Consider the following 21,214-nt stretch of genomic DNA (forward strand, 5'->3'; position numbering starts at 1 on the left):
GCCTCGCCCGCGCCGCAACGCATTTTTTGAAATCAGGTCGACATGCGATTTCTTGTGCTCGGCTCGGCGGCCGGCGGCGGCCTGCCGCAGTGGAACTGCCTGTGCGAAAATTGCCGCCTCGCTTACGCCAACAGCCCGCGGATACAGCGGCGCTCGCAGGCGAGTCTCGCCGTCAGCGCCGACGGCGAAAATTGGATGGTGTTGTCGGCGACGCCCGACCTGCGCCAGCAGATCCTCGACAATCCGGCGCTGCATCCGAAGGCGGCGCCGCGACATTCTCCAATAAAGGCCGTGTTCGCGCCCAACGGCGACATCGACAACATCGCGGGGCTGCTGGTGATGCGCGAGATGCAGCCCTTCACCTTCTTCGCCACCGAAGCGGTGATGGCGCACACGCGCGGCGGCGTGTTCGGCGTGCTCAACGCCGATCTCGTCGCGCGCCGCACGGTGAAGCTTGAGCAAAGCATCGACACGGGTCTGGGTTTTTCCATCACGCCGTTCGTGACGCCGGGAAAGGCGCCGCTCTACACGGAGGCGGCCGATGAAGCGGACATCGAGCTTGGCGCCGAGGGCGAGAATACAGTCGGGCTTGAAATGGCGTGGGGCGGAAAACGCTTCTACTACATGCCCTCCTGCGCGCGCATGACCGACGCCTTGCGAAAACGTCTCGACGGCGCGGACGTCGTCTTCTTTGACGGCACCACCTTTGAAGACGACGAGATGATCCGCCTCGGTCTTTCGCGCAAGACGGCCTGGCGCATGGGACATATGGCGATGAACGGCGACAAGGGATCGATCCGCGCGCTCAGCGGTCTGGCGATCCGGCGGCGCGTGTTCATCCACATCAACAATTCCAATCCGGCGCTGCTGTGCGATTCACCTGAAAGGGCGCGGGTCGAGGCGAGTGGCTGGGAAATTTCCTTCGACGGCATGGCGATCGACATGGCGGAGGTTTCATGAGCGAAGATAATTTTACGGCTGAGTCGCGACCTTTCCTTTTGCGTGGCGTGCGGCTCAAGCACGACTTGGTGCGCAAGTGCTGGGTGCTGCTCGCGCCCGAGCGCTTCTTGCGCCTCAACGGGATCAGCGTGGATATTCTACAGCGCTGCGACGGCTCCGCGCCCTTGACGCGGATCGTCGATGAACTCGCGGACAAATATCGGGCCGACCGCGTCGTGGTCGAGCGCGACGTGCGCGCGCTGCTCGCCGGCCTGCTCGAAAAACGGATGCTCGCCCTATGACTAACCCGCTCCCCCCGCCGTCGGGCATGCTGGCGGAACTCACCTATCGCTGCCCGCTGTCGTGTCCCTATTGCTCCAATCCGCTGGAGATGGCGGGTCGGCATGCGGAAATGTCCACGCAGGAGTGGAAACGCATTTTTTCGCAGGCGGCCGAGATCGGGGTGCTGCACGCGCATCTCTCGGGCGGCGAGCCGGCGTCGCGGCGCGATCTGCTCGAACTGGTCGCGCATTGCGCGCAGGTCGGGCTTTACACCAATCTCATCACCTCCGGCGTCGGCCTGACGAAAAAACTGTTCGACGATCTCGTCGCGGCGGGTCTCGATCACGTGCAATTGTCGATTCAGGACGCGAAGGCCGAAAGCGCCGACTGGATCGGCGGCTACCCCGGCGGTTTCGCCAAAAAACTCGAAGTGGCGCAATGGGTCGCCGAAAGCGGCCTGCCGCTCACCGTCAATGCGGTGATCCATCGCGCCAACATTTCCCGCGCCGCCGCGATGGTGGACTTCGCCGTAAACTTAAGCGCGCGGCGGATCGAGATCGCCCATGCGCAATATTACGGCTGGGCGCTGCGCAATCGCGGCCATCTCATGCCGACCCGCGAGCAGAGCGAACGGGCTTACGCGGAGGTCGAGGCGCGGCGCGTGTTTTACAAGGGACGCATCGTCATCGACCATGTCGCGCCCGACTATCACGCCAAATATCCCAAAGCCTGCATGAGCGGCTGGGGGCGGTTGACGTTCAACGTCACGCCGACGGGCAAGGTGCTGCCGTGCCATGCGGCGGAGACGATTCCGGGCCTGGAATTCTGGAACGCGCGCGAAAAATCCTTGGCCGAATGCTGGACCGACTCGCCCGGCTTCAACGCCTATCGCGGAACGGATTGGATGAAGGAGCCGTGCCGCTCCTGCGAGCGCAAAACGGAAGATTTTGGCGGCTGCCGATGTCAGGCGCTTGCGCTGGCGGCCGACCCTGCGGCAACCGATCCGATCTGTTCCAAATCGCCACGGCATCATCTGATCGGCGAAATCGCCGCGCGCGAATCGTCGGAAAAGGTCGAGGGTTTTGCGCCGCGCCGCATGGCGCCGACCAAGGTCGCCGACGAGGTTTGAGGCTTTCGCTGACAATGCCGACACCGAGCAAGCCGAACGTCGGCGCGCGGCGCGGCTCCCAAACGACGCGGAAGCTAAAAATTTATGCAAATCAATCAAATAAATATAGGCGACGGCCTGTCTAACCAAGGCGGTGGCGGTCTTTCGTCGAGGGCGCCAAAGTACAATTTCCCTCGATGCGGCTCGCTCTAAGATCGGGCAAAATTCTGGAGGATAACGTGTCGTCATTTACCCGCAAACTCGGGCTTTCCGTCGTTTTTTGCGCCTCCGTGCTGGGCGCCGGCTCCGTCCTGGCTCATGGAAACGTGACTCCGCAGGCGATCGACACAACCGGGCTTCCCCCCGCTGGTTCCGATTGGCTGGAAAAGAACCCTTATCGCGGCACGAAAGATCAGGAGTTGGCGACGAAGATCGGCTCTTCCGGCTTCAACCAGAACTGCGCCAGATGTCATGGCCTCGAGGCGGAATCCGGCGGTCTCGCGCCTGACCTGCGTTATCTCGACAAGGGCGACGAAGGCGACGCATGGTTCATCAATCGCGTCCGCCACGGCTATTCCCAGAACGGCGTCACCAAGATGCCGGTTTGGGAGGGCATTCTGTCGCAGGAAGCGATGTGGGCGATCCGCACCTATCTCGACTCCCGCTACCAGGGCGATTGAGGTTGATGCGCGCGTTTCGCGCCATCCTCGTTCTGTCCGCGCTGGGCGGCGCGCTGGCTGCTGAAGTGGCGCGGGCGCGTCCGCTCGACGTGGTCAAGTCCGGCGGCGTCCTGCGGATCACGGTTTACCGCGACTATCGTCCGTGGTCCTGGCAGGAAGGCGGACGCCTGAAGGGCATCGATGTCGAGATCGGAGCGGCCTTGGCCAAGGCGCTCGGATGCAAGGCGGATTACCTCGTGCTGCGCCCCGACGACAATCTCAACGACGATCTCCGCAACGGCGTCTGGCGCGGCTCCATTCTCGGCGAAGCGCCGGGAGACGTGATGCTGCACGTGCCCAACGATCCGCGCGTCGAAGAAGCCAACGACAAGATCAAGCTGACCAGCGCTTACCAAACGGAAGGCTACGCCATGGCGGTCGATCCCGCCAAGGCCGAGCGGGCGCAAGATTTCTCGCTGTTCGAGCAGGAGAAGGTCGCTGTCGATCTTGGCACGCTCGCGGACATCATCCTGCTGTCGGCGCGCGACCACAAGCTCATCAACAATGTCGTGCATGTGCGCGGTGAGGACAAAGCGGCGCAGGCCTACGACAAGGGCGAGGTCGCGGCCTTCTATGGCGAGTCTGCGCTGGTCGAGCATCTCGCCCATGCGTCATCGCGACCGGCGGCCATCATCCATCCCCCGCACAAGCTGGCGAAGACCATTGCGATCGGTGGAGCGGTGAAGGCGGATTCCGTCGATCTCGGCGACGAGATCGACCGCCAGATGACGGCGCTTGCCACTTCCGGCGCGTTGAAGGCGATTTTCGCGTCCTATGGCGTCGAATGGCGCCAGCCGGCGCAAGACAGGTGAGATCGCAAGGTCAGGCGCCTTGCGGGCGACTCTTGGCGCGGCATATGATCGCCGCGCCATGTTGGACTGGGGCTTGGGCCGAAAACCGCCGCGCTATGTTGGAACGCAGACGCGGCGACCGCCGCGCCTTTTGGACAAGGACGCGGCGGAAACCGCCGCGTCCAGTAAAATGGCTCCGGACCGCGGGGCGATTCTTGGGAGGAATGGGAATCATGAAACGCACAATTCTCGCCAGCGTCTCCATTCTGGGGATGGCCATGGGCGGCGCTCTCGCCGGCCCCGTCACCGATGCCGATATTCTCAATGACGGCAAGAATCCGAAGGAAGTCCTTACCAACGGCATGGGTCTGCAGGCCCACCGTTTCAGCATTCTCGACAAGGTCAACACCAAGAACGTGCAGAACCTGGTTCCGGCCTGGTCGTTCTCCTTCGGCGGCGAAAAGCAGCGCGGCCAGGAGGCGCAGGCGCTGGTGCATGACGGCATGGTCTTCGTCACCGGCTCCTACAGCCGCCTCTACGCCATGGACGCCAAGACCGGCGAGAAAATCTGGGAATATGACGCGCGCCTGCCGGAAGGCATCATGCCCTGCTGCGACGTGATCAACCGCGGCGCGGCGATCTACGGCGACAAGGTCTATTTCTCCACACTCGACGCGCAGATCATCGCGCTCGACTACAAGACCGGCAAAGTGGCCTGGCACAAGGCCATCGACGATTTCAAGGCGGGCTATTCGAGCTCCGCCGCGCCGATCATCGTGCCGACCAAGGCCAATGGCGCGCTCATCATCACCGGCGTGTCCGGCGGCGAATTCGGCGTTGTCGGCCGGGTCGAGGCGCGCGACGTCAACACCGGCGAACTGGTGTGGGCGCGTCCGACGCTCGAAGGCCTGGTGGGCCAGTACAAGGGCAAGGACACCACCATGACCGGCAAGGCCAACGAGACCTGGGCCGGCGACATGTACAAGACCGGCGGCGCCGCGACCTGGCTCGGCGGCACCTACGACCCCGAAACCCATCTGGTGTTCTTTGGAACCGGCAATCCGGCGCCGTGGAATTCCTGGCTGCGTCCGGGCGACAACAAATGGGCCGCCTCGCGCCTCGCCATCGATCCGGAGAACGGCGAAATCAAGTGGGGTTTCCAGACCACCCCGCATGAAGGCTGGGACTATGACGGCGTGAACGAAGTGGTGTCGTTCGACCTGCAAAAGGACGGCAAGACCATCAAGGCCGGCGGCACCGCCGACCGCAACGGCTTCTTCTACGTGCTGGACCGCACCAACGGCAAGTTCATCGACGCCAAGCCCTTCGTCGAGAAGATCACTTGGGCCAAGGAAATCGACAAGAACGGCCGCCCGGTCTTCAATGACGACATGCGCCCGGGCGACCCCACCAAGTCGGAAGACGGCAAGCAGGGCAAGACGGTGTTCGCGGTGCCGTCCTTCCTCGGCGGCAAGAACCAGATGCCGATCGCCTATTCCGACCAGACCAAGCTGTTCTATATCCCGTCGAACGAATGGGGCATGGACATCCACAACGAGCCGGTCGTCTACAAGAAGGGCGCGGCCTATCTCGGCGCGGGCTTCAACATCAAGGCGATCTTCGACGACCATATCGGCGCGCTGAAGGCCTTCGATCCCGTGTCGATGAAGATCGTCTGGCAGGTCAACAACAAGGCTCCGCTGTGGGGCGGCGTGATGACCACCGCCGGCGGCCTGGTGTTCTACGGCACGCCCGAAGGCTATCTCAAGGCGCTCGACGCCAAGACCGGCAAGGAACTGTGGAAGTTCAACGTCGGCACCGGCATTGTCGCGCCGCCGGTCGCCTGGGAGCAGGACGGCGAGGAATATATCGGCGTCGCCGCCGGCTGGGGTGGCGCGGTGCCGCTGTGGGGCGGCGAAGTCGCCAAGACCTTCAAGGGCATCAACCAGGGCGGCTCGTATTGGGTGTTCAAGCTGCCGCCCAAATCCGCCGCGAACTGAAGTCCGCCGCGAACTGACGCGTGACGAGGGGCGGCCGAACGGCCGCCCTTCTTTTGTCGGGGCTTGCGCCTCGGCGCGGCGCGGAGCAAACTCGTCAGGAAAAAGGCGGCGGGCGCATCAGCGCGACGGCGCAAAAAAGATTGCACTGGAAACGCCCTCGATGACCCGCATTCTCATTGTCGACGACCATCCCCTGTTCCGCGAGGCGCTGGAGAGCGCCGTGCGCATGGAGCGGCCAAGCTGCGAAATTTTCGAGGCGACCACCATCGACGAGGCGCTGGAGCTTTTGAGCCGCGAGAAGGACATCGATCTCGGCCTGTTCGACCTGTTCCTGCCGGGCACATCCGGCCTGTCGGGGCTGGTGCGTGTGCGCGCCGCCTATCCGCACCTGCCGGTCATGGTGGTTTCGGGCCACGAGGATCCGCGTGTGGTGCGCGACCTGCTGTCGATGGGCGTCGCCGGCTTCGTCTCCAAGGCGACGTCGAAAAGCGAACTCGCCCATTCCATCAATGAAGTCTTGAACGGCTCGATCTATTTGCCGGAGCGTTTCCGCGACATCAGCCAGCCGCAGCCCTCCGAGATTGAGCGCGGCGACATGCTGCGCCGGTTGCAGGACCTCACGCCGCAACAATTGCGCGTGCTCGACATGATCCGCGCCGGCTTGCAGAACAAGCAGATCGCCTATGAGCTTGGCGTCGCCGAAACCACGGTCAAGGCGCATGTTTCCGAGATTCTTCGCAAGCTGAATGTTTACAGCCGCACCAAGGCGGCGATCGAGGTCGGCAAGATGGATTTCGCGCAATTGCCGCTCGACATCGCCAAACCCAGCCATTGAGCGAGGACGCCATGATTGCTTCGCGCCTGTTCGCCTTTCTGTTCGCTTGCCTGCTGTCGCTCGCGCCCGCTTCCGCCGCCGAAAAAATCCGCCTCGCCACGCAGGCCACGGGCACGTTCGGCTGGGAGCTGGCGGTGGCCCGCGCCTATGGTCTCGACAAGGCCGCCGGTCTCGAGTTGGAGACCACCGAACTCGCCACCACGGAAGCCGGCAAGATCGCGCTGGTCGGCGGCGGCGCCGACATCATCCTGTCGGACTGGCTGTGGGTGGCGCGCGAGCGCGGACTCGGCCAGCCGTTGCTGTTCTTTCCGCATTCGACCGGGCTGGGCGCGGTGATGGCCAAAGAGCCGGCGAAGTTTTCGAGCGCCGCCGATCTCGTCGGGAAAAAACTTGGCGTCGCCGGCGGGCCGCTCGACAAGAGTTGGCTGCTGCTGCAAGCCTGGGGTCTGAAACAGGGCGTCGATCTGAAGAGTCAGGCCAATATCGTTTATGGCGCGCCGGCGCTGCTGGCGGAAAAGCTCGCGCAGGGTGAACTCGACGCCGCGCTGGAATTCTGGACGTTTTGCGCGCGACTCGAAACCAAAGGGTTTGGGCGGGCGGTCGATCTGATCGATGTCGAAAAAGACCTTGGCGCGAAAAGCCCGGTGATCGTGACCGGCTATGTGTTTACGCCGGCTTTCGCCGCGCGGCAGGGGCCAGCGCTGGCGCGGTTCTTCACCATGATGAAGCAGGCGAAAAAGCTGATCGCCGAGGATGACGCCGCCTTCGCCAAGATCGCCGGCATGACCGGACTGCCCGACGCCGCTGGCCAGGCCATTGTTCGGCGTTACTACCGCGCGGGCGTTCCGACGGATGCGCTCGACAGCGAGGTGGCGGACGCCGCCGCGCTCTACAAGGTTCTGGCGAAGATCGGCGGCCCGCAACTCGTCGGCGGCGCAACCGAGCTTGATCAGGCGCTGTTCTACCGAGCGCCATGATCCGGCTGTTTTCGCTCGGTCTTTTTCTTCTGGCGTGGCAATTCGGGGCGATGACGCTCGGGCCGCATCACCTTCCGGCGCCGGCGCAAGTCGCCGCGACTTTCGCCGACGAATGGCGCAGCGGCGACATGCCGCTCAATCTCGGCCTCACGCTGATGCGCGTGCTGGCGGGTTTCACGTTGGCGATGATCGCCGGTTCGGCTTTGGGCCTTGCGCTCGGACGCAAGCCGGCGCTCGATCGGCTGCTTGACCCTTGGTTGGTGATCGCGCTCAACACGCCAGCTTTGGTCGTGATCATCCTCGCCTATGTCTGGGGCGGGTTGAATGAGATTTCCGCCTTGGCCGCCATTGCGTTGAACAAGTTTCCCAATGCCGTTGTGACGTTGCGCGAGGGGGCTCGCGCCCTCGATCCGGCGCTCGATGAAATGGCTGAGGTGTTTGCCTTCTCGCGGTGGCGGCGCTGGCGCGACGTGTTGCTGCCGCAACTCGCGCCCTATTTCGCGGCGGCCGCGCGCGGCGGCCTCGCCCTGGTGTGGAAGATCGTGCTGGTGGTCGAGCTGTTGGGGCGGCCCAACGGGGTCGGCTTCAAGATGGGCATGGCTTTCCAATTGTTCGACCTGCCGCTGCTGCTGGCCTATGCCTTGCCCTTCGTCGCCTTGATGGTTGTGGCGGAAACTTTCGTCCTGCGTCCCGCCGAGCGCTCGGCCAATTGGTGGCGGCGCCATGGCGATTGAGATCTCTGGGCTCACCAAGATTTTCGCTCGGGTGAATGGCGATGGGCGCGAGGTGTTTCGCGACTTTTCACTGACGCTCGGCGCGGGCAAGGTCGCGGCGCTGCTGGGGCCGTCCGGCTGCGGCAAGTCCACCTTGCTGCGGCTGATCGCGGGAATCGAAAAGCTGTCCGCCGGATCGGTGGTCGTTCCGGCGAAGCGGATTGGCATGGCGTTTCAGGAGCCGCGCCTGTTGCCGTGGCGCAGCGTCGCGGACAATCTGCGGCTGGCCGCGCCCGGCCTGTCCGATGCGGCGCTGGACGCTTCGTTGGCGGCTTTTGAACTCGACGGGCGCGGCGGGGATTTTCCCGGGCAATTGTCGCTTGGCCTCGCGCGGCGCGTGGCGCTGGCGCGGGCTTTCGCGGTCGAGCCGGACCTGCTGCTGTTGGATGAACCTTTCGCCTCGCTCGATCTCGCTTTGCATCGGCGCTTGCGGGCGCTGCTGGCGCAAAGGATTGCGGCGCGGGGCATGACGGTCTTGATCGCAACGCATGATCTCGACGATGCGCTGCTGCTTGCCGACGAGGTGATCTTTCTCGGCGGCGCGCCGGCGCAAGTCAAGCAACGGCTCGAACTCGACATGCCACGAGAACAACGTGACGAAAATCTTACAAAGTTGAGAACGCTTGCGCCCTTTTACCCATCGTCGGAGGGAGAGGGCGGTGGTAAGTCTGGGTCAAGCTAAAACAACAATCAGGGAGAAGGAAATGTCCGGCGATGCGCTGCTGACGCACGAGGATTTTGAGGCCGCCATTCGCGCCGTGGGCGCGGAGCGCTACCACGACAAGCATGTGTTTCACCAAATGCTGCACGGCGGCAAGCTGAACAGGGGACAGGTGCAGGCCTGGGCGCTCAACCGCTATTGCTATCAGGAAGCCGTGCCGCGCAAGGACGCCGCGCTGATGGCGCGCACCGACGACCGCGAATTGCGCCGCGAGTGGATTCATCGCATCCACGACCATGACGGGCTCGGGGACGAACCGGGCGGCATCGAGCGCTGGCTGATCCTGACCGACGGCCTGGGCCTGGATCGCGCGATGGTGATCTCCAAGAAGGCGGCTCTGCCCGCCACCCGTTTCGCCGTGGAAGCCTATGTGCGCTTCGTGACCGAACAGCCGCTGGTGGTGGCGGTGGCCTCGTCGCTGACCGAACTGTTCGCGCCGAAGATTCACCGCGAGCGCATCGCCGGCATGCTGGAGAATTACGATTTTATCGGCGAGGACGTGATGGCTTATTTCCGCCGCCGCCTGACCCAGGCGCCGCGCGACGCCGATTTTGCGCTCGATTACATCAAGCATCACGCCCGCACCCGCGCGGCGCAGGAGGCGTGCGTGGACGCCGTGCGCTTCAAGTGCAATGTGCTGTGGGCGCAACTCGACGCCCTGCACATCGCCTATGTGCAGGGCATGGTTCCGCCGGGGGCGTTCGTTCCGGCGTAAGCATTTCTCGCTTTCCCCGCATGCGGCATGGTAAAGAAATCGTAAATTTCCTCAATAAATCCTAGGTTTCCCCAATCGCCACTGGCCCAGAACGGCGCCGCCGCTTGCGCGATGTCGCGCCCTTCTGGCGCCGAACTGTCTCTGCCTGACGCACATCCCCCTCGTGGCGCCCCTTGCAGCAATAGCGACGCCTAGTCGCGACGCTGGAGCTTCCCTCCGTCGCTTCAGCAGGGGAAATTGCCGATGTGGACGGTCGCCGATACGCTTTATGCCGATTTCGATCAAAAATCGGACATCGCCGAGGTCGATGGCCAGTTCATCAACATTTTCAATCCCGACCAGGCGGTGGCGGCTGTGCGCACGCGGCTGTTGTCCGGCCTCGGCTTCACCTTCGCGACCCTGAATCTCGATCATCTCGTCAAGCGCCGCGCCCATCGCGCCTTCCGAGAGGCTTACGCGCGGGCCACCCTGGTCAGCGCAGATGGCGCGCCGGTCGTCGCGCTCGGCCGCCGTCAGGCGCCGGCCTTGAGCCGCACCACCGGCGCCGATCTGTTGCGCCCGCTCTGCGCCATGGCCGAACGCGAGGGCCTGCCCGTCGCCTTCTTCGGATCGACCGAACAGGTTCTCGGCGGCGCGACCGCGCGGCTGCGCAAGGAATTTCCGGAATTGCGGATCGCCTTTGTGGAAAGCCCGGCCTTCGGTTTCGACCCTTACAGCGATGAAGCGGCCGAAGGCGGCGCCCGCATTGTCGCCAGCGGCGCCAAACTGGTCTTCCTCTGCCTCGGCGCGCCGAAACAGGAATTGTTCGCCGACCGTCTCGCCCAGATCCACGCGGGCGTCGGCTTCATCGGCGTCGGCGCGGCGGTGGATTTCATCGTCGGCGCGCAGACGCGGGCGCCGCGGGCGCTGCGGCGCCTCGGGCTCGAATGGTTGTGGCGCGCGGCTTCGAATCCGCGTCGGCTGGCGGGTCGCTATGCCCAATGCGCGCTGCTGCTGGCGCGGATCGTGATCGAGCAGCGCCTGTTTGCCGCGACGGCGTCGCGCGGCGTCCATCGCGCCGGGATTTCGCCGGCGGAATAGAAGCACAGAAAAACCTTGACGCTGCGCGGCGGTTTCGCGCATCGTCACCCCCGATCGGCAAACGGGGATTCCCATGCTCTTTTCGCGTCCCGCCCTTGCTGCGGCTTGTTTCTTTCTTGTCTCCATCGGCGGGGCCGCTTGCGCGCGACCGATTTCGCCGGCCGAGGATCGCACCATCGGCTATGACGGCGACCTGCCGTCCTGCGACGATTACGGCATACTCGGCGCCATCAAGAGCCAGTTCGACGCCAAGCAATTCTGGTTCGGCGAGAACGACCTCTCCATCGTCGCCTTCGAACAGGCCGGAGAACTGGGCTATCGCAAGCATGGCGCCGATTTCATTCCGCGCCGCTATTGCGAGGTCAAGGCCCTGTTCAACGACGGGCGGCCCCGCGAGGTGAAATACAACATCATCGAACGCGGCGGCTTCGTCGGCTTCGGTCCCGGCGTCGAGTTCTGCGCCGTCGGCGAGGACAGGGCGCTGGCCTTCCCGCCGCATTGTTCGGGCGCGGTGCGCTGAAATGAAGGTTTTCGTCGCGGCGGCGCTGCTCGCCGCGACGCCGGCGCTCGCCGCCAGCGACTGCATTCTCGACCATTGCGCCGACCAGCGCGCCGCTCCGGCAAATTCCGACGGTGACGCAAGAGCCCGCCCGCGCGGGACCACGCCATCGGGCGATTTCGACTATTACCTGCTGGCGCTGTCTTGGTCGCCATCGTTTTGCGCCAACGATGTGGGCAGGTCGCGCCATCAGTGTGCGCCCGGCGCCAATCCGGGCTTTGTCGTTCATGGCCTGTGGCCGCAATATCAACGGGGCTTGGCGCCGCCCTGCGACGGCGATGGATTTTTGCCCAACAGCGTGGCGTCCGGCCTGGGCGATCTTTTCCCCGATGACGGTCTCGCCCGGCACGAATGGCGCGCCCACGGCGCCTGTTCCGGCAAAAGTCCGGCGGGCTATTTCGCCGATGTTCGGACCGCGCGCGAGGCGGTGGCCATCCCCCCCGAGCTAAAGGCGCCGCGCGAAAACCTTGTTTTATCGCCGCTCGATGTGCAGCGCGTCTTTTTCGCCGCCAATCCGCGCCTGCGGCCGGGCATGATGGCGGTCACCTGTCAGCGCGGGGCCTTGCAGGAGGCGCGCATCTGCCTGTCCAAGGATTTGCGCGATTTCGTCGCCTGTCCCGAAGTGGTCCGGCGCGGGTGTCGCAGCCAGAGCATGAGCGTTCCGGCCGGCAGATGAACTACCGCCACGAATTTCACGCCGGCAATTTCGCCGATGTGCTGAAACACGCGCTGCTGGTGCGCGCGCTGCTCTATCTGCGCCGCAAGGACAAGGCGTTCCGCTATATCGACACCCATTCCGGCGCCGGGCTTTACGATCTCGAAGGCCCGGAAGCCCTGCGCTCGGGCGAGGCGCGCGCTGGAATCGAGCGCCTGCGCGCCGCGACGCTTTCGCCTGCGGCGACCGAACTGCTCGCACCCTATCTCGACAGCGTGGGCGCGGGAAATCTCTATCCCGGCTCGCCGAAAATCGCGCAAAGCCTTTTGCGCCCGCAAGACAAGGCTTTGTGCTGCGAACTGCTGCCGCAGGCGGCGGCCGACCTGCGCCGCGTCGTGGGTCGGGACAACAGGGTCAAGGTGATCGAGATCGACGGCTACCAGGGTCTCAATGCCTTCGTTCCGCCGCCCGAGCGGCGCGGCCTCGTACTGATCGATCCGCCGTTCGAGCGGCGCGACGACTACGAGCGCGCCTATGATTCGCTCGCTGGCGCGTTGAAGAAATGGCCCGGCGGGATCTTCATGATCTGGCAGCCGGTGAAGGAGCCGGACATCGCCGACGCATTCTGCCGGGAGGTTGGCGCCTTGGCCGAGTCGTTGCGAATCGACATGCGAGTGGCGGCGCCCGGCAAGGGGCTGGGGCGAACGGGCTTGATCGTCGTCAATCCCCCCTTTGTCCTCGAGGAGGAGGCGTCGGTTCTGCTTCCGGATCTGACGCGCATCCTCGCGCAGGATGATACGGCTCGGTTCTGGCTTGAACGTTTGGGCGCGGCCAAGCCTTCCTCACGATAATGATACTTTGGAATGCACGCGCGGCTCTTGCCATTTGCGTCGATATGCCGCAACTTGACGAGAGTTGGGGGGCGTTGACGGTAAAATCCGCTGCGCGGTCTTGCAAACAAGAAGCCTGTCATAAGCAAGACGATCCGCCAATCGGCCGGTAGGGCCGGGTGGCTCAGGGATTGCAGGAATGGCAATATCGACCGCCCCCCCGATCGGCGCAGGACCGGAGGAAATGCGTCATGATTCAACAGGGCGTGATCAAGTTTTTTAATGCGGAAAAAGGCTACGGCTTCATCAAGCCGACCGATGGCGGCAAGGATATTTTCGTCCACATCACGGCCGTTGAACAGGCAGGCCTCGCCTCGCTGAACGAGGGCCAGAAGCTCACCTTCGAGATCGAGCCTGACAAGAAGGGCAAGGGGCCGAAAGCGGTCAACCTCCATCTCGAATAGGCGAACGGCGCCAGTCGGAACAAGTAAAGCTGCGTCAGCTTGCCGGCGCGCGGAGAATCGGTTTGACTGGTCCGGTCCCGCGCGCCGCGCGGCTGGAGGTCGCCGATGAAGCTTTATCATGCCCCGCCTTCGCCCTTTTCGCGGAAGGTCCGCATCGCCGCCTCCGTGCTCAAACTCGGCGGAGAAATCGCCCTCGTCCCGACCGATACGCTTGATCCGGCCGACCCGATCCGCGAGAAGAATCCACTCGGCAAGATCCCGATGCTGGAGACCGACGAGGGAGAATACATTTACGACAGCGCGGTCATCGCTGCCTGGCTCGACGAACGCGCCGGCGGTGGTTTGATCATTCCGCGCGACCCAAAAGCGCGGTTTCGCGCCCTCGTGCTCGAATCCCTGGCTGATGGCCTGACCGACGCCGCCGTGCTCACCATTTACGAAACCCGGTTCCGTGAGCCGTCGGAGCGCAGCGCCAAATGGCTGTCGCATCAGGGCGGCAAGATCGAACGCGCCTTGGCGCAACTGGAGCAGTCGCCGCCGGTTCTGGAAGGAACGCCCGATATCGGCCAGATCGCGCTCGCCTGTGCGCTGGGTTATCTCGACCTGCGCTTTTCCGGCGCATGGCGCGCGACCCATCCGCATCTGGTCGATTGGCTCGTAACTTTCGCGCAACGCGTTCCGGCTTTCGCCATCACCGCGCCCGCCTGACGCTTGTTCCCGAATAACGGAATCCGGTCTTCCCTGACACGGGGCTTCGGTTCGGATCCGAACTGGCGCAAGAACCGACGAAAAAGCCCGGCGCAAGGCCGGGCGAAGGAATCGGGAGATGTTGTTGTCGTTAGCCGCGCGCAAGGCCGCGCGGCTTGTTCTCAGAAGTGGTAGTTCACGCCGGCGCGCACGAGGTTGAGGTTGACGCCGTTGGAGATACTGTTCGGGCTGCTGAAATAGGTGTTGTCACCCATCGAGGCGTAGAGATACTCGGCCTTGGCGGAGAAATGCGGGGTGATGGCGTATTCCATGCCCACACCCAGCGTCCAGCCATTGGCGACGCGCGTCTGGTCGTAGCCGAAGCCGCCCCCGGACAGCGCGCCGCGCACCTCGGAACCGGCATAGCCGCCGGTTCCGTACAACAGCACGCGGTCCATGGCGTAGCCGACGCGGGCGCGCACGGTGAAGAAATTCTCCACCACGCCGGTGGAGGATCCGGTGGCGGCCCCGTTGTTGAGGGAAGGCGATGCGGCGTCCGCGACGTGACCGAAGGCGAAATCGCCCTCGCCGCCGACCACCAGCTTGCCCTGCTGGTAATTGTAGCCGCCGGTGAAGCCGTAGAGACCGCCGAGTGGGCTACCGCCGAAATAGCGCTTTCCGCCATCAAACGAGCCGAAGGCGAGGCCAGCGTTCACGCCGAGATAGGCGCCCGTCCAAGTAAAGGTCGGGGCATAATCGTAAGGGGCGGGTGCTTCCTTGCGATAGGGCAGATCGGCGGCCTGCGCCAGTGAGGCGAAAGCCATCGCCCCAACTGCGGCGGCGATCAGGACCTTTTTCATAACACGCACTCCAGTTTCCAGCCGCGCACGGCCAGCCTGAAGCGATTTAGAACCGTAAAGGTTGTTGGGACGTAAAAATAAATGGTGAATGAAGATTAGTGAATGTGTTCAGAATGTAGGTTAAAATGTGTTGTCTAGGCAAGAATGTATTAAGTAAAGTTATATGAGTTAATTTGTCTAGTTCCTGTTGGAGAGTTTGATCATGTGTGCGAACAATAGAATGAATATCCTGGTTAATGAATTGTTATTTTGATAATTCATGTGAGACTGCCCTAATGAAGGCGCGCCTCCACAGGACGCTCAATCCGCGCTGGGCAACCTGCGCATGGTGAATTCGATCTGGCCGTCGGAGAGTTCGCGCCAGCTCTCGATTTCGGTCATGTAAGCCGCCTTCGGAAAATCGTCGAAGAACTCGCGGGCCTTTTCTCGTGCTTTTTCGCGCGGCAGGGTGAAGGATTCGCGACGCCAGCCGTCGGCGGGCCTGCGCTCGCCGGGGCGCGTCAGGCGCCGCGCCAAGCGTTCGGCCAATTCACCGGGATGTTTGTTGCTGATCGCCATGGTTCTATACTTTCCGCACCGCGCGCAACCGCCTAGCAGCCGGATACGTTCCTTTTGCGACGCATCCTGCGCTAACGCTCGTTTCGCGTCCAGCCGGAATCTTCTTTCTCTAAGCAGGCCTGTTCGATCAATTGCGTCACCCTTTGCGGGTCGCTGGGAAAACCCGCGCGAATCCAGAGCGCTTGCAAGGTTTTGAGCGCCGCGCCGAGCGCCGGCCCCTTTGGCACGCCGCGTGCGCAAATGTCCGAGGCGCGAAACGGCGGGCGTGGCGGCGGCGTGTCGCGCAAAAAAGCCCGCGCCTGCGTGAAGCTCGATTCGCTGGGGGACGCGCCGGCTTCGGCGCGAATCAATTCAAGGCCGTCGCGCGCGGCCTCCGGCCCGAAATGGAACAGGGCCTCGCGCAGGGAGGCGGCGGAGGGCGCGGCGGCCGCGCCATGCCAGAAGGCGGCGACCCGGGCCGCGCCGGCGAGACGCTGTTTTTGGGCATTGGACAGCCGCAACCCCCGGCTCAGGATTTCGACGTCGCCCGTGCTGTGCAGCGCCAGCGCCGAGAGGCTCAACAGGCCGTCGCCGCGTTGTCCGAGCGGGCGCAGGTTTTTCAGCCGCGCCGGCCAGGGGGCGCAACCGAGATAGGCGAACAGGCCCGCTTGCGCCACGCGCTCGGCCACAAAACCCGCGCGCGGCGCGGCGAGCAGTTTGAGCGTCTCCGCGCCGAGTCGCTCGCGCGAAAGGGTTTCAAGACCGCCGCGCAGGGCGATGCAGGCGTCGAAACCCTCGGCGTCCAGACCCGCGCCGTAGCAGGCGGAAAAGCGGAAGAACCGGAGGATGCGCAAAAAATCCTCGGCGATGCGCAAGCGGGGCGCGCCGATGAAGCGCACGCGCCGGGCCTCCAGATCGGCGCGCCCGCCGACGGGGTCATGCAACTGGCCGCGCCAGTCGAGCGACAGCGCGTTGAGGGTGAAGTCGCGGCGCGCCGCGTCCATGGCGAAATCGCGGCCGAAGCGCACTTTCGCCCGGCGCCCGTCGGTTTCGACATCTTCGCGCAGGGTGGTGACCTCGAAAGGGGTTCCCTCCACGACGATTGTGATGGTGCCGTGCTCGATCCCTGTGGGCGCGACTTTCAGCCCGGCCTTTTGCGCGCGCCGCGCATTGACTTCGGGAAGCGCGGTCGAGGCGAGGTCGATGTCGCCGATGGGCTCGTCGAGCAGGGCGTTGCGCACGGCGCCGCCGACGATGCGCAGTTCCTCGCCCTCGCGGTCGAGCGCGGCGAAGATGCGGCGCACGCCGGGACGCGTGAACAGCTGGCCAAGTTTTTCGGCGTCGCTCATCGGCTAGGGCTCATTGGCAATGGCTCATTGGAAATGACCGGGCAGCAGGCGGCCGTTCTCGACATGCGCGGGCGTATAGGCGCCCTGTTCGGGGCCAAGCAGGGCAAGGGCGACGAGCCCGGCCATGGCCAGCGCCAGCCCGGCGAGCGTCAGCCAGGACAGGGCGCCGCGCGACCACGAGGCGGCGACCAGCGGATGGCGCGCGCGAAAAATCAGCACGGCGGCGTATAACACGAAGGGCGCGAGAAACAGGCCGATCGACTCCAACAGCGCGCGCGACATCGCCTCAACCTCGTTTTCACTTGCAGGTGATATCATAACCGGCGCCGGGGCGCAGCGACGCCGCCATATGGCCGACGATTGCGTCGAATTTCGCCTTGTCCTGCTCGGGATAGTCGATGTCGAGGTCGTTCCACACCCGGTCGCCGCAGGACAGCAGGGCTTTGCGGTAAAAAACGCGGCCGTTGCGGGTTCCCGACACCACGATCCAGTTGTCGCCCCTGGTGGAATACGTGACCGTTTCGCCTTCGAGCGGTTCGGAGCGGCTGGCCATTTCCTCTTGGCGCGAATCCACCGCGAACATGCCGGAAATCGTGACTTGCGCCGTTCCGTCGGGCGACGAAAACACGCGCCCGTCATTGTTTGTCGGCTCCGGTCCCATTTTCCAGCCGGCGGGATAGGCGGCGGTGACGCCGAAACGGTCGTTGTGGTAGCTGCGCCAGCTTTCCGCCAACGCGGCGCCGGCCACGAGCAGAGCGGCGGCGAGGGTTAGTCTCGAAATCGCCATGGCGCCTTTCTCCCCTGTTGAGCGCCCTCGGGCGAACATTTGGTCATGTCGCATTCAAGAGTGAAAAGGCGAGAAACACAACATCTTGTTCATGTTTTGTTTCATGTGAAACACGCTAATGGCGTACAATCCCACAACTATCGGAATGTGAAAGACAAATCGTCCTCCCGTCCACCGCGCGCCGCAGCCGATTTCGTACGCAACCGGCCGCGTGTGTGAGCCGGAATCAAACGATTTTCGCGCGAATTTGCGCCAAATCTCACCGAATCAAACCGCTTGTTGCGGTTTTGAACAAACGTTCTGCAATCAGGGCGCGAGATTTGGCGCGCGTTTTCCTCCATCAACCGCATGCGTCCAGAAGAAACCTCGGGCGCCCGCCTAAATCGCCAGCAAGGGAAAACTGGGGCGGAAACCGAAAATTTCTCGAACGGCTGCTTGAAATGGAAGCCCGCTCCTTCGCAATCAATCGCGTGGCGCCGCGCGCGGCGAGATTTGCGGATTTTCCGGCCGAAACGCAGCGGCCTCGACGGATGTCGCCGGCCGAGGATCGTCAAGCAGCCATCATGGCGCCCCGCCGAAAGACGCGGGCGGACGGACGGTCGGCGTCACCAAACGTAGCGAATCGCCGCCGAGCCGGCATAGCTCTGGGCGCCCTTGGCGAACTCCCCGTCGAACTTCGCCGACAACAACCAGCCCTGGGCGACCCGCAATTCGGCGCCGACGCTGGTCAGCGCCGAATTTCGGGGAAGGGGCGCGCCGTAAGCGGTGAAACTGGCGCCGGGCAAGGCCTGGAGCGTCGCGTTGAGCGCCGGAGCGCCGATCGTATCGTGCGCCCAGGCGACACGCCCGCGCAGCGTGAACGGCATGCCGCCCAGGCGCGTCGGCGCATCGAAGCGGCCGCCAAGCTCGCTCCGGGCGTTGGTTGCGTTGGTGGCGCTGTAGTTCAAGCCGAAGCCCCCGGCCGTGGGATCGGCTTCGCCATAGCTCGGCGCGCTGTATTTTTGCATTTGCGCGGCGGCGTAGGGCGTCAGGGCGATCGCGGCTTCCGCCGTCGGCAAGTTGAAGCGATAGCCCGCTTCGATCCGGCCGCCGAAGTCTTGCGCCTCGAACTGCGCGGTGAGTTGATCGCCAAGCGCGCTGCGGGCTGTCTTCAGCCAATGGTTGGCGAAGGCGAAGTCGGCGGAGACGTAAACCGCGTTGAAGCGCGTCGCGCCGTAGACGCCGGCCTGGAATGTGGTTCCCGAGCCGGAGCCGAGACCCTGCCCCAAGCCCCAGTTGAGGCCGCCGCCGGCGAAAGCCAGGCCGACCACCGTGTCGGGCGCGAGGCGATAGTCGAGGCCCGCCGCATAACCGTAATCCCGGACGGTGATGGAGCTGGACCCCTGCGCGGCGTCGCCGTTCGCCCGGTTGAGGCCGCCAAATCCCGCGCCCCAGGCGCTCCAGTTCTGCGTGGACGCGGCCACCGCCGTGCGCGGCGTCGACGCCGCCGCCGCGCCAAACGCGGCGGGATTGCGACCGTCCACAAACGGATCCACCATCAGCCCGAGGAACCGGTTCATCACGTTGATGGCGCCGCGCTCGGCCCCGGTCGCGGCCTCGCCGTCGATGACGGTCAATTGCGCCGCCGACATCGCGCCGAAGGCGAGGGGGATGCTGCCGGTGGTGTTGAAGTAATTGGTCAGCGCATTCGCCACATTGCGCTGGTTGGTGTTGAGCGTCGTGGCGGCGGGCGTCGCGAAGTTCAAATTCAGGTTAAGGTAGGCGTTATCAGCATCATAGCTGAGCGTCGTGGAAAAATTCGTGGGCAGGTTGGTGTTGACGACCGTCGACGCGAAGGCGCCGGACACGCCGCCACTGGCGGTGAGGATCGTATAGACCTTGCTGATGTAGCTCCCATTGGCGAAAATCGCGCTGACCGTCGCGCCGCCGAGCGTCGCGGCGCCGTTGACGGTCGTGAACGAGGCCGTCGAAGGATTGACCTGCGCCTGATAGATCGCCCCGGCCTGGAAAACGAGATCCCCGTTCACGGTCAGCGAGGTTCCGGCCACGCCGGACCCCGGCGCGAGCGTGCCGCCCGCGTTGACATTGGTCGCGCCGACCGAGCCGACGCCGGAAAGCGTGCCGCCGGAATTCACGGTCGGATCGGTGATCGAGCCGTTCACGATCAGCGCGCCGCCGCTGTTGATGATGGTGCTGGCGAAAGTGCTGGCGCCCGTAAGCGTCTCGGAGCCGTTCGCGATGATCAACCCGCCCGAGCCGGTGATCGATCCGGCGAAAGTGTCGTTGGCGTTGGTCAGGGTGAGGGTGCGATTGCCCAGGACGACAGAGCCGCCGCCCGCCAGCGTGGTCACGCTCGCGCCCGAGGCGACGCCGGAAATGTCGAACACGCCATTGGCGACCAGTCGCGACGAGTCGGCTATGGCGCCCGCGCCCGACAGCATCAGCGTCGCGCCGGAGTTCACGGTCGTGGCGCCGGTATAGGTGTTCTGGCCGGAGAAGGTCACCGAGCCGCCCGAACCCGCATTGGCGATGATGATCCCGCCGCCCGTCGTCGCATTGGTGAGATTGCCCGAGAAAATGGACGTATTGCCGTGCTGGTCGATCGTGTTGGCGCCGGAAGTGTCCAGGGTGAAATTCTGGGCGTAGGTGTGAGTGGCGCCACTTTGGTCCATGACCAGCGTGCCGCCCTGGAACACCGGGCTGACGGAGTTGCCCAGATTGCTGGCGTTGCCGGAAGTCGTGATAGGCGCCGGCGGCGGCAAAGCGGCGAACGAAGTGACCGTGACAATATGGGCGCCGGTGGTGCCCGTTCCACCTGGATTGGAGACGCTATCGATCACATTGAGCACATTGCTATTGTTGAAAAGGTTGAAAGTCTCGCCCCCGGTAATTACGAATGAAAAACCTGCAAAAGAAGCGTATGGCGAATTCGCGCTCAGCCTGTTGTCCGCGTATCCGTACCCCGAGAGGCCGGTGATCGTTGTACCGCCAAATGTTCCTGTAACGGCTGACGCAGTCTGGCCAATGCCGGGCGCCGTAATGGTCAGGAGGCCCACCTGGCTTGTCGTCGTGTCCACGAAGTCGAACTGGTAGTTCACCGCCCAAGCCGCATTCGGCGCCGCAGCCACGGCGAACCCGCTGGCGAGGGCGAGCGCGACCGGCCGATTGGCCCGGCGGGTTTCGGATCTGTATCCAGGAGTCGAAACATTAGCCACTTGAAGACCTCGCGTGCTGACGCCAAAAACCTGGCGCCGGGGAGACATTTGTTCACTCGCCGCCATGCCGGGTTGATCCGGCTGGGCGACAAGCGGCTTCCCTCACAGGTTGTGTTTCGCGCGGCGAACGGCGCGCGAGCGCCTGTGGCAATCGCAGATAAAGAAACCGAGAGCATCTCTGCCGACTTCAGCCAGCGGCGAAGCTCCCACCTTGACTTCTCGACTTCCGTCAGGGCTGGGAATCAACACGGTTAATCAGAAAACAGATAATAGCAGCAATCTGTGGTTGTCCATTTCCAGAATGGACGGCAAGCCGGTCAAGGGCAAGCAT

At 64.0% G+C, this 21,214-nt stretch carries 23 protein-coding genes; 17 read left to right on the forward strand and 6 right to left on the reverse strand.

The genetic code is table 11. The annotated features are described in order from the left end of the window. Positions 1 to 42: 42 nt before the first annotated feature. The 17 genes from pqqB to CCR94_RS16665 all read left to right on the forward strand — a co-directional run bounded on the left by pqqB (position 43) and on the right by CCR94_RS16665 (position 14,156). On the forward strand, positions 43 to 960 hold the full coding sequence (gene pqqB, locus CCR94_RS16580) for a pyrroloquinoline quinone biosynthesis protein PqqB (protein WP_104508957.1): 918 nt from the start codon (positions 43 to 45) through the stop codon (positions 958 to 960). Next, the gene (gene pqqD, locus CCR94_RS16585) at positions 957 to 1,241 is read left to right on the forward strand and encodes a pyrroloquinoline quinone biosynthesis peptide chaperone PqqD (protein ID WP_104508958.1); all 285 of its coding nucleotides are present in this window, start codon (positions 957 to 959) and stop codon (positions 1,239 to 1,241) included. Before pqqB ends, pqqD begins: the two co-directional genes overlap by 4 nt. Then, positions 1,238 to 2,350, forward strand: a complete 1,113-nt coding sequence (gene pqqE, locus CCR94_RS16590) for a pyrroloquinoline quinone biosynthesis protein PqqE (protein WP_104508959.1) — start codon at positions 1,238 to 1,240, stop codon at positions 2,348 to 2,350. The genes pqqD and pqqE overlap by 4 nt, the downstream gene beginning before the upstream one ends. A gap of 218 nt (positions 2,351 to 2,568) precedes the next feature. Beyond that, complete coding sequence (pedF, locus tag CCR94_RS16595) at positions 2,569 to 3,009, forward strand: cytochrome c-550 PedF (protein WP_425332340.1); 441 nt, start codon at positions 2,569 to 2,571, stop codon at positions 3,007 to 3,009. A 5-nt stretch (positions 3,010 to 3,014) separates the two neighbouring features. After that, the gene (locus CCR94_RS16600; RefSeq protein WP_146090057.1) at positions 3,015 to 3,860 is read left to right on the forward strand and encodes a substrate-binding periplasmic protein; all 846 of its coding nucleotides are present in this window, start codon (positions 3,015 to 3,017) and stop codon (positions 3,858 to 3,860) included. A gap of 212 nt (positions 3,861 to 4,072) precedes the next feature. Next, positions 4,073 to 5,839, forward strand: coding sequence for a PQQ-dependent methanol/ethanol family dehydrogenase (locus tag CCR94_RS16610; RefSeq protein WP_104508963.1), 1,767 nt, complete (start codon positions 4,073 to 4,075; stop codon positions 5,837 to 5,839). A 160-nt stretch (positions 5,840 to 5,999) separates the two neighbouring features. Then, a complete protein-coding gene (locus CCR94_RS16615) occupies positions 6,000 to 6,674 on the forward strand; it encodes a response regulator (protein ID WP_104508964.1) in 675 nt (224 codons plus the stop codon). Positions 6,675 to 6,685: 11 nt separating this feature from the next. Continuing rightward, a complete protein-coding gene (locus CCR94_RS16620) occupies positions 6,686 to 7,651 on the forward strand; it encodes an ABC transporter substrate-binding protein (RefSeq protein WP_104508993.1) in 966 nt (321 codons plus the stop codon). After that, complete coding sequence (locus CCR94_RS16625; RefSeq protein WP_104508965.1) at positions 7,648 to 8,385, forward strand: ABC transporter permease; 738 nt, start codon at positions 7,648 to 7,650, stop codon at positions 8,383 to 8,385. Before CCR94_RS16620 ends, CCR94_RS16625 begins: the two co-directional genes overlap by 4 nt. Beyond that, positions 8,375 to 9,106: an ABC transporter ATP-binding protein gene (locus tag CCR94_RS16630; RefSeq protein ID WP_104508966.1), complete on the forward strand. Its 732-nt coding sequence runs from the start codon at positions 8,375 to 8,377 to the stop codon at positions 9,104 to 9,106. Before CCR94_RS16625 ends, CCR94_RS16630 begins: the two co-directional genes overlap by 11 nt. 22 nt (positions 9,107 to 9,128) lie before the next feature. Then, positions 9,129 to 9,860, forward strand: coding sequence for a pyrroloquinoline-quinone synthase PqqC (gene pqqC / locus CCR94_RS16635; protein ID WP_104508967.1), 732 nt, complete (start codon positions 9,129 to 9,131; stop codon positions 9,858 to 9,860). Positions 9,861 to 10,103: 243 nt separating this feature from the next. Then, entirely contained in the window at positions 10,104 to 10,940 is an 837-nt protein-coding gene (locus CCR94_RS16640) for a WecB/TagA/CpsF family glycosyltransferase (RefSeq protein WP_244594106.1), read from the forward strand. 73 nt (positions 10,941 to 11,013) lie between these two features. Further along, positions 11,014 to 11,460, forward strand: a complete 447-nt coding sequence (locus CCR94_RS16645; RefSeq protein ID WP_104508968.1) for a hypothetical protein — start codon at positions 11,014 to 11,016, stop codon at positions 11,458 to 11,460. A gap of 1 nt (position 11,461) precedes the next feature. Continuing rightward, positions 11,462 to 12,175, forward strand: coding sequence for a ribonuclease T2 family protein (locus CCR94_RS16650; protein ID WP_104508969.1), 714 nt, complete (start codon positions 11,462 to 11,464; stop codon positions 12,173 to 12,175). Next, complete coding sequence (locus CCR94_RS16655) at positions 12,172 to 13,005, forward strand: 23S rRNA (adenine(2030)-N(6))-methyltransferase RlmJ (protein WP_104508970.1); 834 nt, start codon at positions 12,172 to 12,174, stop codon at positions 13,003 to 13,005. The genes CCR94_RS16650 and CCR94_RS16655 overlap by 4 nt, the downstream gene beginning before the upstream one ends. 230 nt (positions 13,006 to 13,235) lie before the next feature. Then, the gene (locus tag CCR94_RS16660) at positions 13,236 to 13,448 is read left to right on the forward strand and encodes a cold-shock protein (protein WP_104508971.1); all 213 of its coding nucleotides are present in this window, start codon (positions 13,236 to 13,238) and stop codon (positions 13,446 to 13,448) included. Between the two features lie 105 nt (positions 13,449 to 13,553). Beyond that, positions 13,554 to 14,156, forward strand: a complete 603-nt coding sequence (locus tag CCR94_RS16665; RefSeq protein ID WP_104508972.1) for a glutathione S-transferase family protein — start codon at positions 13,554 to 13,556, stop codon at positions 14,154 to 14,156. A 161-nt stretch (positions 14,157 to 14,317) separates the two neighbouring features. Here CCR94_RS16665 and CCR94_RS16670 read toward each other — a convergent pair whose 3' ends face one another. The 6 genes from CCR94_RS16670 to CCR94_RS16695 all read right to left on the reverse strand — a co-directional run bounded on the left by CCR94_RS16670 (position 14,318) and on the right by CCR94_RS16695 (position 20,883). Then, positions 14,318 to 14,995, reverse strand: a complete 678-nt coding sequence (locus tag CCR94_RS16670) for an outer membrane protein (protein ID WP_104508973.1) — start codon at positions 14,993 to 14,995, stop codon at positions 14,318 to 14,320. Between the two features lie 300 nt (positions 14,996 to 15,295). Continuing rightward, complete coding sequence (locus tag CCR94_RS16675; RefSeq protein WP_104508974.1) at positions 15,296 to 15,553, reverse strand: hypothetical protein; 258 nt, start codon at positions 15,551 to 15,553, stop codon at positions 15,296 to 15,298. Between the two features lie 71 nt (positions 15,554 to 15,624). Next, positions 15,625 to 16,881 (reverse strand): CCA tRNA nucleotidyltransferase, encoded by a 1,257-nt coding sequence (locus tag CCR94_RS16680; RefSeq protein ID WP_104508975.1) that lies wholly within the window; start codon positions 16,879 to 16,881, stop codon positions 15,625 to 15,627. Positions 16,882 to 16,905: 24 nt separating this feature from the next. After that, entirely contained in the window at positions 16,906 to 17,163 is a 258-nt protein-coding gene (locus CCR94_RS16685; protein ID WP_104508976.1) for a DUF6111 family protein, read from the reverse strand. Positions 17,164 to 17,179: 16 nt separating this feature from the next. Beyond that, complete coding sequence (locus tag CCR94_RS16690) at positions 17,180 to 17,668, reverse strand: hypothetical protein (RefSeq protein WP_104508977.1); 489 nt, start codon at positions 17,666 to 17,668, stop codon at positions 17,180 to 17,182. 605 nt (positions 17,669 to 18,273) lie between these two features. After that, the gene (locus CCR94_RS16695) at positions 18,274 to 20,883 is read right to left on the reverse strand and encodes an autotransporter outer membrane beta-barrel domain-containing protein (protein WP_158254802.1); all 2,610 of its coding nucleotides are present in this window, start codon (positions 20,881 to 20,883) and stop codon (positions 18,274 to 18,276) included. Between the last annotated feature and the right edge of the window lie 331 nt (positions 20,884 to 21,214).

The organism is Rhodoblastus sphagnicola, from assembly GCF_002937075.1.
GTDB classification, from domain to species: domain Bacteria; phylum Pseudomonadota; class Alphaproteobacteria; order Rhizobiales; family Beijerinckiaceae; genus Rhodoblastus; species Rhodoblastus sphagnicola.